This is a genomic window from Vibrio rotiferianus CAIM 577 = LMG 21460 (assembly GCF_002741985.1).
In the GTDB taxonomy this organism is placed as follows: Bacteria; Pseudomonadota; Gammaproteobacteria; order Enterobacterales; family Vibrionaceae; genus Vibrio; species Vibrio rotiferianus.
In genome coordinates this window covers 1-15,438 of record NZ_APHW01000014.1, presented here as the reverse complement: position 1 = coordinate 15,438, position 15,438 = coordinate 1, and the positions used below count along the sequence as shown (strand labels likewise).

The 15,438-nt window shown below is 45.5% G+C and carries 16 protein-coding genes and 2 pseudogenes; 7 read left to right on the top strand and 11 right to left on the bottom strand.

Annotation, left to right across the window (positions count from 1 at the left end; translation table 11 throughout):
• Positions 1 to 64: 64 nt before the first annotated feature.
• The 9 genes from B853_RS06305 to thrS all read right to left on the bottom strand — a co-directional run bounded on the left by B853_RS06305 (position 65) and on the right by thrS (position 5,485).
• Positions 65 to 379, bottom strand: a complete 315-nt coding sequence (locus B853_RS06305; RefSeq protein WP_005443150.1) for a heavy metal-binding domain-containing protein — start codon at positions 377 to 379, stop codon at positions 65 to 67.
• A gap of 1 nt (position 380) precedes the next feature.
• Positions 381 to 770: a VOC family protein gene (locus B853_RS06300; protein ID WP_038885005.1), complete on the bottom strand. Its 390-nt coding sequence runs from the start codon at positions 768 to 770 to the stop codon at positions 381 to 383.
• A gap of 10 nt (positions 771 to 780) precedes the next feature.
• Positions 781 to 1,161 carry a RidA family protein gene (locus B853_RS06295; RefSeq protein WP_038885004.1) on the bottom strand — a complete coding sequence of 127 codons (381 nt, stop codon included), beginning with the start codon at positions 1,159 to 1,161 and terminating at the stop codon, positions 781 to 783.
• Between the two features lie 16 nt (positions 1,162 to 1,177).
• Complete coding sequence (locus B853_RS06290; protein ID WP_010448672.1) at positions 1,178 to 1,462, bottom strand: MazG nucleotide pyrophosphohydrolase domain-containing protein; 285 nt, start codon at positions 1,460 to 1,462, stop codon at positions 1,178 to 1,180.
• 59 nt (positions 1,463 to 1,521) lie between these two features.
• Positions 1,522 to 2,067 (bottom strand): GNAT family N-acetyltransferase, encoded by a 546-nt coding sequence (locus B853_RS06285; RefSeq protein ID WP_038885003.1) that lies wholly within the window; start codon positions 2,065 to 2,067, stop codon positions 1,522 to 1,524.
• Positions 2,068 to 2,289: 222 nt separating this feature from the next.
• Positions 2,290 to 2,643 (bottom strand): 50S ribosomal protein L20, encoded by a 354-nt coding sequence (gene rplT / locus B853_RS06280; RefSeq protein WP_004727974.1) that lies wholly within the window; start codon positions 2,641 to 2,643, stop codon positions 2,290 to 2,292.
• Between the two features lie 40 nt (positions 2,644 to 2,683).
• The gene (rpmI, locus tag B853_RS06275; protein WP_010448653.1) at positions 2,684 to 2,878 is read right to left on the bottom strand and encodes a 50S ribosomal protein L35; all 195 of its coding nucleotides are present in this window, start codon (positions 2,876 to 2,878) and stop codon (positions 2,684 to 2,686) included.
• A 123-nt stretch (positions 2,879 to 3,001) separates the two neighbouring features.
• Positions 3,002 to 3,553, bottom strand: a complete 552-nt coding sequence (gene infC / locus B853_RS06270; protein ID WP_081469140.1) for a translation initiation factor IF-3 — start codon at positions 3,551 to 3,553, stop codon at positions 3,002 to 3,004.
• 3 nt (positions 3,554 to 3,556) lie between these two features.
• Positions 3,557 to 5,485 (bottom strand): threonine--tRNA ligase, encoded by a 1,929-nt coding sequence (gene thrS / locus B853_RS06265; RefSeq protein WP_038885002.1) that lies wholly within the window; start codon positions 5,483 to 5,485, stop codon positions 3,557 to 3,559.
• A gap of 290 nt (positions 5,486 to 5,775) precedes the next feature.
• Between thrS and B853_RS06260 the strand changes: the two genes are divergently transcribed.
• On the top strand, positions 5,776 to 6,762 hold the full coding sequence (locus B853_RS06260) for a DUF3187 family protein (protein WP_038885001.1): 987 nt from the start codon (positions 5,776 to 5,778) through the stop codon (positions 6,760 to 6,762).
• Positions 6,763 to 6,767: 5 nt separating this feature from the next.
• Here B853_RS06260 and B853_RS06255 read toward each other — a convergent pair whose 3' ends face one another.
• Positions 6,768 to 7,511 carry a sporulation protein gene (locus B853_RS06255; protein WP_038885000.1) on the bottom strand — a complete coding sequence of 248 codons (744 nt, stop codon included), beginning with the start codon at positions 7,509 to 7,511 and terminating at the stop codon, positions 6,768 to 6,770.
• A gap of 193 nt (positions 7,512 to 7,704) precedes the next feature.
• On the opposite strand from B853_RS06255, the gene hutC reads away from it, so the two are divergent.
• From hutC to B853_RS06225, 6 genes and pseudogenes are all read left to right on the top strand, one after another.
• The gene (hutC, locus tag B853_RS06250) at positions 7,705 to 8,412 is read left to right on the top strand and encodes a histidine utilization transcriptional repressor HutC (RefSeq protein WP_005428069.1); all 708 of its coding nucleotides are present in this window, start codon (positions 7,705 to 7,707) and stop codon (positions 8,410 to 8,412) included.
• Positions 8,413 to 8,532: 120 nt separating this feature from the next.
• Positions 8,533 to 9,783, top strand: coding sequence for an imidazolonepropionase (gene hutI / locus B853_RS06245; RefSeq protein WP_038887064.1), 1,251 nt, complete (start codon positions 8,533 to 8,535; stop codon positions 9,781 to 9,783).
• Position 9,784: 1 nt separating this feature from the next.
• Entirely contained in the window at positions 9,785 to 10,798 is a 1,014-nt protein-coding gene (gene hutG, locus B853_RS06240) for a formimidoylglutamase (RefSeq protein WP_038887062.1), read from the top strand.
• 96 nt (positions 10,799 to 10,894) lie between these two features.
• Positions 10,895 to 12,594, top strand: a pseudogene (hutU, locus tag B853_RS06235) (urocanate hydratase).
• Positions 12,595 to 12,605: 11 nt separating this feature from the next.
• Positions 12,606 to 14,141 (top strand): histidine ammonia-lyase, encoded by a 1,536-nt coding sequence (gene hutH / locus B853_RS06230; protein ID WP_038887067.1) that lies wholly within the window; start codon positions 12,606 to 12,608, stop codon positions 14,139 to 14,141.
• Positions 14,142 to 14,398: 257 nt separating this feature from the next.
• On the top strand, positions 14,399 to 15,124 hold the full coding sequence (locus tag B853_RS06225; RefSeq protein ID WP_038887058.1) for a DUF3581 domain-containing protein: 726 nt from the start codon (positions 14,399 to 14,401) through the stop codon (positions 15,122 to 15,124).
• Between the two features lie 62 nt (positions 15,125 to 15,186).
• On the opposite strand, the pseudogene B853_RS06220 reads toward B853_RS06225, so the two are convergent.
• Positions 15,187 to 15,438 (bottom strand): annotated as a pseudogene (locus tag B853_RS06220) (IS4 family transposase); the annotation flags it as partial.

Below are 15,438 nucleotides of genomic sequence, written 5' to 3'. Positions count from 1 at the left end.
GAAAGTTTACAAATCCATCTTATTAATCATGACTTTGCAACACACCGTACAGTGCTATCTATTTCTAAACGAGCTTTACTGCGGTACCAAATGCAAGAATTTCCGAAGAGCCATCCACTATCGAACTGGTGGTAAAACGGATGCCGACGACGGCATCTGCTCCTAGGTTCGCTGCATCTTCAACCATTCTTTGAATAGCAATATTACGGGCTTCAGTCATCATTTCGGTATAGCCTCGAATCTCTCCGCCAACAATGCTTTTTAAACCGGCCATGAAGTCACGCCCAATGTGCTTTGACTGAACCACATTGCCCGTCACGACACCTTTTATCTCGGCAATCTCTCGCCCAGGAATCGTCTCGGTTGTTGAATAAATCATGTTATACCTCAGTAAGATAGTTAGATAACTCAATTAAGTTACCATCTGGGTCTCTGATGTAAACCGATAGGATGTTACCAATTGCACCTGTCCGTTGGACGGGGCCATCAATAACCTCGATAGAATGGAAGTTTAAATGGGAAAGCACGTTTGCAATTGGCGTATCACATACAAAACACAAGTCGGCACTCCCAGAGGCCACCTGACTCGCCTTAGGTTCAAATTCATTGCCAAGCTGATGAAGATTTATCTTCTGCCGCCCATATACCAAAGCAACACGACCTTCCCCAAAAGTAACACTTTCCATACCTAGAACTTGTGTATAGAACTCCAGTGTGGTTTGAATGTCTTTAACAGTCAGTACAAGGTGATCCAAGCGATTTATTTTCATTAAAGCCTCTCTACAATGCTTCAGATGAGATGACTGCCTCAATCTCAATAGATAAGTCGGGGTGAATCAAACGGCTCACCTCGACTAATGAACAAGCTGGCAAATAACCTTCATAGAAGTCGAATAACACCGAACGAATCTCTGGCAATTGGTTCATGTCGGTTACAAATATGGTCAGCTTGACCAAATCGCGTTTCTCTCTTTGTTCTTCGGCGAGTATTTGCGACAAGTAAGACAGAATCGTTTTTGTTTGCTCGATTAGACTTCCACTTTGGCTTGGTGAACCCATAGCTGTCAGCCCTGACACATACAAGGTCTCGCTATGTCTTGTCGCATGAACATAAGGACCAGAAATTTGCGGCAAAAATTCGTAACTGATTCGTTGAACCATTTTGACTTCCCCTTCCCTAGCGGTTGTATTTTCGTTTGTTCAGTATCTCTTTCACTTGGTGCGTTTTTTCTAAATCTATCTCATAAACATTGGCCAGCGCACAAATATAATAGAGTGCGTCATAGAGCTCTTCCGCGATTGTTCCTTTAATTGTGTCCTCTGTCGGCTGACCTGTAGCGCCTTTCCTAATCGATTCAGACAGTTCACCTACTTCTTCAATCAGTTTGAGAAAGTAATGGTGCTTCTGTTCCGGGTCGTGATCAAACTCTTTTATATGCGCTTGCAGTTCACGGATTTTCATTCCTAGTCCTTTTGCTTGTTGTCCGAATCCACCCTACCATAAGTAGATAACAGAATGATTTAACGTGATATTCCTTTGCTTAAAACAATGCAGTGATAGTCGCGCCCTAACTCATGCTCAGTATCATCAAATTGCTCTATCTGATTGAAGCCTTGCTTAAACCAAAAACGAAAAGCGTCGATATTCTCAACGTACACGTTCAGCATAGCTTTATCGAAAGGCGCATACTCAAGAGCAACTGCCAGTGTGCTATCAACGATTTCCTTTCCTAAACCTCTGCCTTGATACTTAGGAGTCAAGCACAACATTGGTATCCATAAGCATTCTTTCTCAGGAAAATTTAGTTCGAGTTGGATATGACCTATAGCATCCCCCTCTTTTGTCAAGATTTTCCTGAGGTAGAAGGCTTCTAGATCTTCCGGCCTTTTCAGCAAAGCACTCTTTGAAATTAGCGCTTCATACTCGCAAATCGGCCAGTCACGAAAGGTATGGTCTTGAGCCACTTTTGGATGATTAGAGGCGAATAGAGACTTAGCCAATTCGGCCTGCGTGGTGTCGAAAGTAGAAAAAATTAAGTTCTTTGATTCCCAATAGCTCGGTAACACAGATACTCCTTATCCATGATGTGATGAGTCGGGGCAAAATAACAAATCCAGTCATCAGAGCAACTGATTTGGTCAGAGTTGGGATGTAAGCAGGGAAACGGGAAACGGGAAACGGGAAACGGGAAACGGGAAACGGGAAACGGGAAAGTTTACGCCAGCGAAAGCTGAAGGCAATAAAAAAGGAGAGCTAATGCTCTCCTTCTCTTAATCCTAAACTGCTAATTAAAGAGCAGCTTTCGCTTTTTCAACTAGAACAGCAAATGCTGCTTTGTCGAATACTGCGATGTCCGCTAGGATCTTACGGTCGATCTCGATAGATGCTTTCTTAAGACCGTTGATGAAACGGCTGTAAGATAGACCATTTTGACGAGATGCTGCGTTGATACGTGCAATCCATAGTTGACGGAATTGACGTTTCTTAGCGCGACGGTCACGGTAAGCGTATTGACCAGCTTTAGTAACTGCTTGGAAAGCTACGCGGTAAACACGTGAACGTGCACCGTAGTAACCTTTAGCTTGTTTTAGAACTTTCTTATGACGTGCACGAGCTTGTACACCACGTTTTACGCGAGGCATTATGCTTCTCCTAAACTAAACGATTGATAACTAAAAAGAATTAAGCGTATGGCATCATACGAACAACTGCAGCAACTTCACAACGTGGAAGAATTGCATTTGGACGTAGTTGACGCTTGTTCTTAGTAGTACGCTTAGTCAGGATGTGACGTTTAGTAGCGTGCTTGTACTTAATACCACCAGCAGTTTTCTTAAAACGCTTAGCAGCACCTTTGTTGGTTTTCATCTTAGGCATGATGAATAACTCCGCATTGAGTAGGTTTAATAAACAACGTAATTAGGGCGAACAAAACCCAGCCGCTATACCTTTTATTAGAAGGAAAGGCGGCTAGGTCTTAATTACTTGATGAGCCGTTAATTACTTCTTTTTAGGGGCAAGAACCATGATCATCTGACGACCTTCAATCTTACTTGGGAAAGATTCCACTACAGCAAAGTCTACAGTGTCTTCTTTCAAGCGATTTAGAACGTCAACACCGATGTCTTGGTGTGCCATTTCTCGGCCACGGAAGCGAATTGTTACCTTCACTTTGTTGCCTTCTTCAAGGAAACGCGTCAGGTTGCGTAGTTTTACCTGATAGTCTCCAATATCAGTTCCAGGACGGAATTTTACTTCCTTAATCTGAACCTGCTTTTGCTTTTTCTTCTGCTCTTTAGCAGATTTGCTCTTCTCAAAGAGGAATTTGCCGTAGTCCATAACACGACATACTGGCGGCTCAGCGTTAGGACTGATCTCCACAAGATCCATGCCTGCTTCTTCAGCAGCTGCGATCGCTTCTTGAATCGATACAACACCAACTGATTCACCGTCAGCGCCTGTTAGTCGAACTTCACGAACGCCACGAATTTCACCGTTCATACGGTGTGGGTTTTGTTTTACCGGCTGTTGGCCGCGTCTTCCGCCTTTAATAGCTTATTCCTCCAGATTGAGCTTACGGCTTGAAATCTCGTCTTGGATGTATGAAATGAAATCATCCACTTTAAATTTGCCGAGATCTTTACCTTTACGAGTACGTACTGCGATTTCGCCAGCTTCCATCTCTTGGTCACCGACAACAAGCATATACGGTACACGCTTCAAAGTGTGTTCGCGGATTTTAAAGCCAATCTTCTCATTTCTCAAGTCCGCTTTAGCTCTAATTCCACTTTTTTGTAGTTTTTGTACTACTTCCTGAACATAATCTGACTGTTTATCAGTAATGTTCATAAGAATTGCCTGTTCCGGCGCCAACCAAGTTGGGAAGAAACCTGCATAATCTTCGATAAGAATACCAATGAAACGCTCTAGTGAACCTAGAATCGCACGGTGAATCATCACCGGAACAAGACGTTCATTGTTTTCACCTACATAAGTTGCACCTAGGCGACCTGGTAGGTTGAAGTCTAGCTGAACAGTACCACACTGCCATGCACGGTCTAGACAGTCGTATAGTGTGAATTCGATCTTAGGACCGTAGAATGCACCCTCACCTTCTTGAATCTCGTATGGAATTTCCATTGATTCTAGAGACTGTTTCAATGCTTCTTCAGATTGATCCCAGATTTCATCTGAACCTACGCGTTTTTCTGGACGAGTAGACAGTTTCACTACGATGTTGTCGAAACCAAATGTTTGGTACGTATCGTACACCATCTTGATACAATTTGTTACTTCTTCTTGAATTTGGCTCTCAGTACAGAAAATGTGAGCGTCATCCTGAGTGAAGCCACGTACACGCATAATACCGTGTAGTGCACCAGATGGTTCATTACGGTGACATGAGCCGAACTCAGCCATACGTAGTGGTAGGTCGCGGTACGATTTTAGACCTTGGTTAAAGATCTGTACGTGACCTGGACAGTTCATTGGCTTGATCGCGTATTCACGGTTCTCAGAAGAAGTTGTGAACATCGCGTCTGCGTATTTGTCCCAGTGACCAGAGCGTTCCCAAAGAACACGGTCCATCATTAGAGGACCTTTTACTTCTTGGTAACCGTACTCATCTAACTTAGCGCGGATGAATACTTCTAGATCACGGAAGATAGACCAACCGTTGTGATGCCAGAACACCATGCCTGGTGCTTCTTGCTGCATGTGGAATAGGTCTAGTTGCTTACCAATCTTACGGTGGTCACGCTTAGCTGCTTCTTCTAAACGAGTTAGGTGCGCTTTCAATGCTTTCTTATCGTGGAAAGCGGTACCGTAGATACGTTGAAGCATTTTGTTGTCGCTGTTACCACGCCAGTAAGCACCTGCAACATTCAATAGAGTGAAATGTTGACAGAAGCTCATGTTAGGAACGTGAGGACCACGACACATGTCGATGTATTCTTCATGGTGGTAAAGACCTGGACGATCATCACGAGATACGTTTTCGTCTAGGATTTCCACTTTGTATGGTTCGCCACGTGATTCAAACGTATCACGTGCTTCCTGCCAGCTAACTTTTTTCTTAACAACTTCGTACTTGGTTTTCGCTAGCTCTTTCATACGCTTTTCAATCTTTTCAAGATCGTCTTGCGTTAGAGACTCATCTAAGTCGATGTCGTAGTAGAAGCCGTTGTCGATGGTTGGACCGATCGCCATTTTAGCTTGAGGGTAAAGCTGCTTAAGAGCGTGACCAAGAAGGTGAGCACAAGAGTGGCGAACGATTTCTAGACCGTCTACTTCATCTTTTACTGTGATGATCTCAAGACTTGCGTCTTCTTCAATTAGATCGTACGCATCAACGCGGTTACCGTTTACACGACCAGCGATAGTTGCTTTTGCAAGACCAGGACCGATCGATTGCGCAACTTCCATAGTAGAAACTGGGTTGTCAAATTGACGCTGACTGCCGTCAGGAAGAGTAATAATAGGCATGCTATGTCCTTTACAGTGGTGTTGCACACCAAGCAACACATGTTATTCAAATTAGAAGATATTTCGAGAGTCGATGACGGTCGCTCAGTAACACGAATACCGGACCTTCATCGGAACGAGGATTGTACATAGCTCACATTTAGAATGCAAAGGTGGAATTAAATTGAGCTAAGTTATTTCATATTCATCAGAAGCTGAGGATTGATGAACTAATTAAATTGAACAGCGTTCGATATTCAATGAAACTATAATTAATTTTATTGATAAAGATATAGTTAAGAAAGCATCTTATGCATTTTAGATTGAGACTAAGTCTTATTTCCTTACTCACTGCTTATCCTTCTATTACATATGCTACTAGCGACCTTTACGGCCCGCTTCGTTCATATGCTCAATCTCCTATCCAGGTTGTCAGCCACACCAATGTCCTTCGCTCTGGATATAGCCTCCCCTCCGGTTATGTTGAAGCGTATACGTCAGGCACAATTGCTAGCGTCTGGGCTCATACCAGCGACTATTCACTCGACTATTACCACAACCAACTCGAGTTAGGCGGCAAGTGGCAAATCAATGAAAAGTGGCAATGGGAGTTGAACTATCGCTGGGTTTTTGCAGCAGATAACCATTTAGATGGACTGACCGAAAGCTTTCACGACTTTTTTGGTATTGGACAGAATGGACGTGATGAGGTCGATAAGAACCGTTTCTATATGTCGATGCCTGAATACGACATATTAATAGAAGATTTCGAAGGCGAAACGCTAGCGAATAATCTCTCTACCTACCTTCAATATCAGCTATTACAAAATGAGCATCATGGTCTGTCTATTGGCGGGAGTCTCTATTACAACGATGTGCCACACGGTACCTTCAAAGGTACAAGCTTTGAGCAAGGCCTACAAATTAATTACACCTACCAATTGAATTCAGCCAATGTGTTCTATTCGATGGTTGGAATGACATTCCGCTCTGGCGATCGTGCTCTAAAAGACTTCCCCTACCGCCACAACACCGCTGCATTTGCCTTCGGCTATCGGTATGCACTCAAAGAAAACCATCACTTCATTCTCGAATATCATTGGTATCAAGGTTCGACAGAAGGACCTAGCGAGTTTGCCGATGCATCAAATGAGTTTGTGATTGGATATCGCTATTTAATGGAGAACTCAGCTATTGAGATAATGGCGATTGAGAATGCGAGAAATATGGACAACAGTACCGATATCGCCTTTACGTTTGGATATCGGTACTTGTTCTCTCCAGAAACGGAGAGTTAGGAGTATTACAGATTTAACGTTGGCGCGACTGCTGCCGCAACTTGTGAATCAGACGCTCCGATCGGTAGCGAGAAAGAACGGTATTGGTCGCCAGACATGCTAAATGAGCGGTCGATCTCCGCTAAGCAATGGATCGTTCCACCGTCCAAGATAAAGGAAAGCTCAATCTCTTTAGTAGAAACAAAACCGTTATTCCGAAACTCTAGTTCTTGGTAAATGCCAGAGCGAGAAGAGAAGGTATTGCCACGTAAGAAACCTTTCTCTACATCTGCTTTCACCATAGTAAAGCCCGCTTGTTCAATCGCTTGAATCACGCGAGAGGCTACTGGTAAAGGCTTAACTTCAATGTAATCTCGGTCGCGCGGGTCAATCGCAAAACCGATATCCAATGTCGTTTCTACCCACACATGGCACTGATTTTTTAGCGCACTAACCGCGGTAATAGGCGTTTCATCATGCAGCTTAAGCTCAAATGGCACCTGCTTTTCTTCATTCGGCTGAATGACAAACGGTTCAACCGCCTTCAATTGATCAATAGTGAAAGTTTGGTAACTAACGCTGTCGTCTGCTTCGACTTTCATTTCCGTGTTCAGTTTGATGGTGATGGCATCAATTTGTTGTTCGACATCACCACCTTTGATGTGAACGTGACCACGTAAAGTTGCGCCTTGATATACGCTCATTTCATCTAAAATCGTATCCACTTTTGCTGAGCCGATACCAAGTGACGCTTTTAGTTTCTTAAACATACGATTCCTTTGTGACTGTCTGTTTTCGTTATTTTGATAAGTCTCTGTTTACACAACTGATCAAAATCCTGCAAGTAATAGACGATAAGAATGCGGAGTAATTCCTTTTATCAGCGCACAAAATGACTCTATCTGTTTGCAATTTGTGCATAGATTACGCACTATTTGTATAGTCAATTAAAAGGAAGTCATTATGTCTGCGCCCCTCTACATGCAAATCAAACAGTTTATCCTCGATAAAATTGATTCGGGTGAGTGGATGGTTGGACATCGTATCGCAACTGAAATCGAATTGACGGAACAGTTTGGTGTCAGCCGAATGACCGTTAACAAAGCGATTCGAGACTTAGTCAATGAAGGCAAACTGCAACGCCGCCCTCGCCTCGGTACCTTTGTTTGTGATCCGGCTGAGAAGTCTGAATCCCCCCTATTAGACATACGCAACATTGCCGATGAAATAACGAATCGGGGCCGCGCTCATCACAGTGAAGTGCTACAGCAAATCGCTATCAAAGCCGATGACAGTATTGCGACAAAACTTGGCGTGATGCTAGGTACCACAGTGTTTTACAGCGAGATCATCCACTTTGAAGACGGTAATCCAATCCAGCTTGAGCTGCGTTGGGTCAACAGCCAGTACGCACCTAGTTACCTACGACAAGACTTTACTTGCATGACACCAAACCAGTACCTTTCTGATAACTGTCCTCTCAGTGCAATAGAGCACACTGTTGAGGCGATAGTGCCAGAGGGACGCGTTAAACAAGACTTGAAAATGCAAGCTAACGAGCCTTGTTTACTGCTCAACCGCCGAACGTGGAGTCAAGATAAACTGGTGAGTACTGCGCTACTTTACCATCCGGGCAATAAGTACAAATTAAGCTCTAAGATCCTGCTATAAACTAGGCGTTACTTCTTCGTTTTGATCACATTTCAGCAACATTAGCCTTGCCAGTGATGCTTTTTTCTCCTATTTATTTGTATATACATTTAAAAGTACAAATCAAAGGGAAGTATCAGAATGGATTTGCTGATTGAAAATGCACGCCTCGTCACTATGCAAGAAGGAGAGCAAGGCTACCTACCCTCTCCCCTTGCTCGCGTCGGCATTCGGTCAGGAAAAATTGTTGCACTCAGTACCGCAGCAAGAGGCGAAGACAGCGCAGAAACCGAATCCATCCTGAATCCAGACCACTACGAACAAACCATTGATCTTCAAAGCAAGCTGTTGCTACCAGGTTTGATTGATTGCCACACTCATCTTGTGTACGCCGGGAATCGTGCCAACGAGTTTGAAATGCGCCTTAACGGTGTGCCTTATGAAGAGATCGCCAAACAAGGCGGCGGTATTCTTTCTACCGTTCGTGCAACCCGCGAAGCAAGCGAAGAGCAACTTATTGAACTCGCTCTACCACGTTTAGATGGATTGCTTGCAAGCGGTGTTACCTCAGTCGAAGTTAAGTCTGGTTACGGACTGACACTGCGAGATGAAATCAAGATGCTGCGCGCAGCGAAAGCCTTAGAACAAGAGCGCAAAGTAAAAATCACCACAACCCTACTCGCCGCTCATGCACTTCCACCAGAATTTAAAGACCGCGCTGACGATTATATCCAGCATATTTGTGACGACATCATTCCCCTCGTGGCAGAGGAAAAGCTCGCCACCAGCGTCGATGTGTTTTGTGAATCGATAGGTTTTAACTTAGCTCAAACCGAGCGTGTCTTTGAGACAGCAAAAAAACACGGTTTGCATGTCAAAGGCCATACTGAACAGCTTTCTGATTTAGGCGGCACTACGCTAACAGCAAAATACAATGGCCTTTCTGCCGATCATATTGAATATCTCGATGAAATTGGTGTGCGGGCGCTTGCCAATTCCCCGACTGTGGCAACCTTGCTCCCTGGTGCGTTTTACTTTTTACGTGAAACCCAATTACCACCTATCGAATTACTTAGAACGCACAAGGTGCCAATGGCGATAGCGACAGATATCAACCCTGGCACGTCACCGTTCGCAGATTTAACCCTGATGATGAACATGGCTTGCACTCTGTTCCGCCTAACCCCTCAAGAAGCACTGCGTGGCGTCACTCAAAACGCAGCAAGAGCACTGGGTTATGGGAAGTCTCGTGGCGTGATTGAAATCGGTTATGACGCGGATTTCTCAATTTGGGATATCGAACACCCAGCAGACCTTAGTTACCAAGTCGGCGCAAAACGTTTAGTAGGTCGTATAGTAAATGGTGAATATGTCTCTCACGGAGGACTGTAACATGGCTCAATCAGATCCAAATACCGCTCCATTTCACTGGCAAGGTCGCCACGATGCAGAAGATGGAGAACTGGGTAAGCGCGTTCACCACGTGATTAAAAATATTTCTGTTGAAGAGTTACCGAGCAGAAGCGAAGGTATCTCAATCCTTGGTTTTGCGACCGACGCGGGTGTTGCCAGAAATAAAGGCCGTATTGGTGCGAAAAAGTCACCGGATTTAATCCGTCGTGCCCTAGCAAATCTCGCTTGGCACCAAGATGCACCACTTTACGATCTCGGCACCGTCGTTTGCGAAGACGACCTACTAGAGAGCAGCCAATCGCAATGCGCAGCTACGGTTGCTCAAGCGCTGCCCCATTCACCTGTCGTAGTATTAGGGGGCGGGCATGAGATCGCTTGGGCATCATTTTCCGGGTTGGCCGAGTACTTCAAAACCCATCACCCAGACAAGCAGCCGAAGATTGGCATTATCAACTTCGACGCACACTTCGACCTGCGCGCTTTTGAAAGCTCTCTGGCAGAGGTAAAACCGAGCTCAGGCACACCATTTAATCAAATTCATCACTTCTGCCAACGCAATGATTGGAAGTTTCATTACGCTTGCATTGGCGTCAGTCGCAGCAGCAATACCAAAGCGCTATTCCACAAAGCGGACGAACTCAATGTTTGGTATGTGGAAGACAAACAGCTTTGCTACATGAACCACAGCTACCATTTAACGCAACTACAGCACTTTATCGATGACTGCGACTACCTCTATCTAACGATTGATTTGGACGTGTTCCCTGCGGCAACAGCACCGGGTGTAAGCGCTCCAGCGGCAAGAGGGGTCAGCTACGACATCATTTCGCCGTTTCTCGACCGAATCCTACATTACAAAAACAAGCTCATGCTGGCAGACATTGCCGAGTATAACCCCACTTATGACGTCGATAGCCAAACCGCTCGATTGGCAGCCCGCCTATGTTGGGACATTGCCAATGCCATGGCAGAGAAAGACCATAAACCAAAATAACCTAACCCAATAAGAATCAACTCGAACAGCACTTTACTCGAGTAGAAATAGCCAAGCACAGACTTGGTACACACGTGAAACTAAAGGAGTCTTAAAATGACACAGCGCCAGGGACAAGATCCACGACTTGATACAAGCAGAACAATTCGTGCTCCACACGGTACACAACTGCGCGCCAAATCTTGGCTGACGGAAGCCCCGCTTCGTATGCTGATGAACAACCTTGATCCAGATGTAGCCGAGCACCCTCACTCGCTTGTTGTATACGGTGGTATTGGTCGAGCAGCACGAAATTGGGAATGCTTCGATAAGATTGTTGAAGTGTTAGAAAGACTCGACGATGACCAAACTCTTCTCGTCCAATCAGGCAAACCAGTTGGCGTTTTCCCGACTCATAAAAATGCGCCACGCGTTCTGATTGCGAACTCAAACCTAGTACCACATTGGGCCAACTGGGAGCACTTCAATGAGCTCGATAAACAAGGCTTGATGATGTACGGACAGATGACTGCAGGTAGCTGGATTTACATCGGTTCACAAGGCATTGTTCAAGGCACTTACGAAACCTTTGTCTCAGTAGCTAAAAAGCACTTTAACGGCGACGCGAAAGGTCGTTGGATTTTAACTGGCGGCCTTGGCGGTATGGGGGGGGCGCTCAACCTCTAGCTGGCACAATGGCAGGTTTCTCAATGATTGCTGTTGAGTGTGACGAGTCACGCATCGATTACCGTCTGCGCACAGGCTACGTCGACAAGAAAGCCACATCGCTAGATGAAGCCCTAGCGATGATCAAAGAATCCGACACGCCTATTTCAGTCGGTCTACTAGGTAACGCAGCAGACATCTTCCCTGAGCTAGTGGAACGTAACATCACGCCAGACGTAGTAACAGACCAAACCTCCGCGCACGACCCATTGAACGGCTACCTGCCTCAAGGTTGGAGCATGTCTCATGCAGCAGAAATGCGCTTACAAGACGAAGCTGGCGTAGTTAAAGCGGCAAAACAATCAATGGCTGTGCAAGTTCAAGCCATGCTAGAACTGCAAAACCGCGGCGCTGCAACACTGGATTACGGAAACAATATCCGTCAAATGGCGTTGGAAGAAGGCGTCGAAAATGCGTTTGATTTCCCAGGTTTCGTACCGGCTTACATTCGTCCTTTATTCTGTGAAGGTATTGGGCCATTCCGTTGGGCAGCGTTGTCTGGCGATCCAGAGGACATCTACAAAACCGACCAAAAAGTAAAAGAGCTGATCCCAGATAACCCTCATCTACACAACTGGCTAGACATGGCACGTGAACGCATTCAGTTCCAAGGTCTGCCTGCACGTATCTGTTGGGTAGGTCTGAAAGACCGTGAGCGCCTTGGCCAAGCCTTTAATGAAATGGTGAAAAACGGTGAACTGAAAGCACCGGTTGTTATTGGCCGTGACCACTTAGACTCTGGCTCGGTAGCTAGCCCGAATCGTGAAACTGAAGGCATGATGGATGGCTCTGATGCGGTATCGGATTGGCCACTACTTAATGCTCTATTGAACACCGCAGGCGGCGCAACTTGGGTATCACTTCACCATGGTGGCGGCGTTGGCATGGGCTTCTCTCAACACTCAGGTATGGTGGTTTGTTGTGACGGCAGTGATGATGCGTCTGAGCGTATTGCTCGCGTACTTCACAATGACCCAGCGACGGGCGTTATGCGTCATGCCGATGCGGGATATGACATCGCAAAACAATGTGCAGCCGAGCAAAAACTGGATTTGCCAATGCTTAATGAAGAACTGAAAAAGCTGAAGTAAGGATGAAAGACATGCTCAATTTAACGCTAAAGCCAGGCCATATTAGCTTAAACGAATTGCGTCAGGTGAGCCGCTCACCTGTCAACCTTACTCTCGACCAAGAAGCCATTCCGGCCATTGAGGAAAGCACTCAAGTTGTCGACCGAGTGATTGCAGAAGATCGCACCGTTTATGGCATCAATACGGGTTTCGGTCTACTCGCAAACACTCGTATTGCGCCGGAAGATCTAGAAACGCTGCAACGCAGTATTGTGCTTTCACACGCTGCTGGTATCGGTAAATTCATGTCCGACGAGACCGTTCGTTTGATGATGGTGCTGAAAATCAACAGCCTTGCGCGTGGTTTCTCAGGCTTGCGTTTGAAAGTGATCAACATGCTGATTGATTTGGTGAACGCACAAGTTTATCCATGCGTGCCACAAAAAGGCTCAGTAGGCGCATCGGGTGACTTAGCGCCGCTGGCTCACATGAGTACGGTACTTCTTGGTGAAGGCCAAGCGCGTCACAATGGCAAAGTCATTTCTGGCTTAGAAGCTCTGCAAATTGCTGGTCTAGAACCAATCACACTGGCACCTAAAGAAGGCCTTGCACTGCTTAACGGTACTCAAGCATCAACGGCGTTTGCGTTAGAAGGCTTGTTCATTGCCGAAGATTTGTTCTCATCTGCTACCGTTTGTGGCGCGATGTCAGTAGAAGCAGCACTGGGCAGCCGTCGCCCGTTCGACCCACGTATCCACCGTGTTCGTGGCCATCGCAGCCAAATGGATGCGGCGTTAGCGTATCGACATATGTTAGAAGCAACCAGTGAGATTGGTGAATCCCATACCAACTGTGAAAAGGTTCAAGACCCTTATTCACTGCGCTGTCAGCCTCAAGTTATGGGTGCTTGTTTACAACAAATTCGCAATGCGGCAGACACTCTGCAAGTAGAGGCGAACTCGGTATCGGATAACCCGCTTGTGTTCGCAGAAGACGACGACGTCATCTCTGGTGGTAACTTCCATGCTGAGCCCGTTGCTATGGCCGCGGATAACCTTGCTCTTGCGATTGCAGAGATTGGTAGTTTGTCAGAGCGTCGCATGGCACTGCTTATTGATAGTGCTCTGTCTAAACTTCCTCCATTCTTGGTCGACAATGGCGGCGTCAACTCGGGCTTTATGATTGCGCAGGTAACGTCAGCAGCGCTTGCGAGTGAAAACAAAACACTGGCTCACCCAGCTTCTGTCGATAGCTTGCCAACATCCGCAAACCAAGAAGACCACGTATCAATGGCGACCTTCGCAGCTCGTCGTCTGAAAGAGATGGGTGAAAACACGCGTGGTATTTTGGCGGTTGAATACTTGTCAGCAGCGCAAGGGTTGGATTTCCGCGCGCCAAACAAATCTTCTGAACGTATCGAGATTGCAAAACAAATGCTGCGTGAAAAAGTGTCGTTCTACGACAAAGACCGCTACTTCGCACCAGATATTGAGCAAGCCAACGCACTACTCAAGCTTGCTCTTCATAACGCATTGATGCCAGAGAGCTTGCTCCCTAGCGTGCATTAATCATTATTGCTGATGACCTAAAGGCTCCTTCGTGGAGCCTTTATTGTATTTATACGCATCGCGTCCTTCAATGATATGGTAAATTACTGATTTATAGCCATACTGAATAGTGCAATACAAAAGCGCCATTTTTGGTGCTTTATTCCGCTGAGTTATCGTTTCATTGTTAAGATACAGTGAAGTTTTCACTGGATGGACCATTGCTACGCAGATATTCGCATATAATCCCTGACAGTTTTGGTTACTACGTAAAAATTATGTTTCTAACACCTTATTTTTCAAATACTAATCACCAATTTCAGTTCACTCGTGAGCAAGCAAGTCACTTCGCAAAACGCGTAGCTGGTGATTACAACCCTATCCATGATGAAGACAACAAACGCTTTTGTGTGCCTGGCGATCTGCTTTTTGCTGTTTTGCTGAGCAAAGAAGGCGTAAGCCAAAAGATGCGTTTCGATTTCTCCGGAATGGTAAATGATGGTGTTGCACTTCACATTGAAAATAAGTGTGAAAAAGAGAGTGCGGTAGTCGATGATGCGGGCAAAGAATACCTGCACATGTCGCGTGAAGGTGAAACTAACCACAACCCTGCGTTCATTGAGCATGTCGTAACAAACTACGTTCAATTCTCTGGCATGAACTTCCCTCACATCATGGTTCCTCTAATGGAAGAGAAACAAATGATGATCAACTGCCAACGACCTCTAGTAATCTACGAGAGTATGGAAGTGGAATTCAGCCGTCTGGACCTAACTCATCCAGAAGTGGACTTTACGGGTGCAACGTTTGACGTTGAAGGCAAACGAGGCTTAGTGACGCTAAACTTCGCTTTCAAAGAAGATGGTGAAGTTGTTGGTAAAGGCATTAAGCGCATGGTAGCTAGTGGCCTTAAGCCATACGACCAAGAGGCGGTAGACGATTTAGTTCAACGCTTCCACGAACGCAAAGACGCTTTTTTAGCAAAGTTCGCTAAGGCAGCTTAACCAGCCGCCGACCAGTTCTCAAAAAAGCCCAGCAAATCGCTGTAATGCCGTTCGGATAAGCATTAATGCTTATATCTAAATGGATATTTTGTAGGGACAAAAAGGACTGAACGTGGATACGTTCGGTCCTTTCTTTTATCCGGTAAAATGAAGTGACTTATGCTTTCCCTCATTTGCTTGAGTTTGCTCGGTAGAGTTCCATCAGGACTAAGTGCCAACCAACGTAACTGGGTATCTATTAAGTTTATTGCCGCTGTAAAGCTAACTCTAGTTGGGCTTACATCGGCGTCTTGAGCAATATGAATCATCTCTAG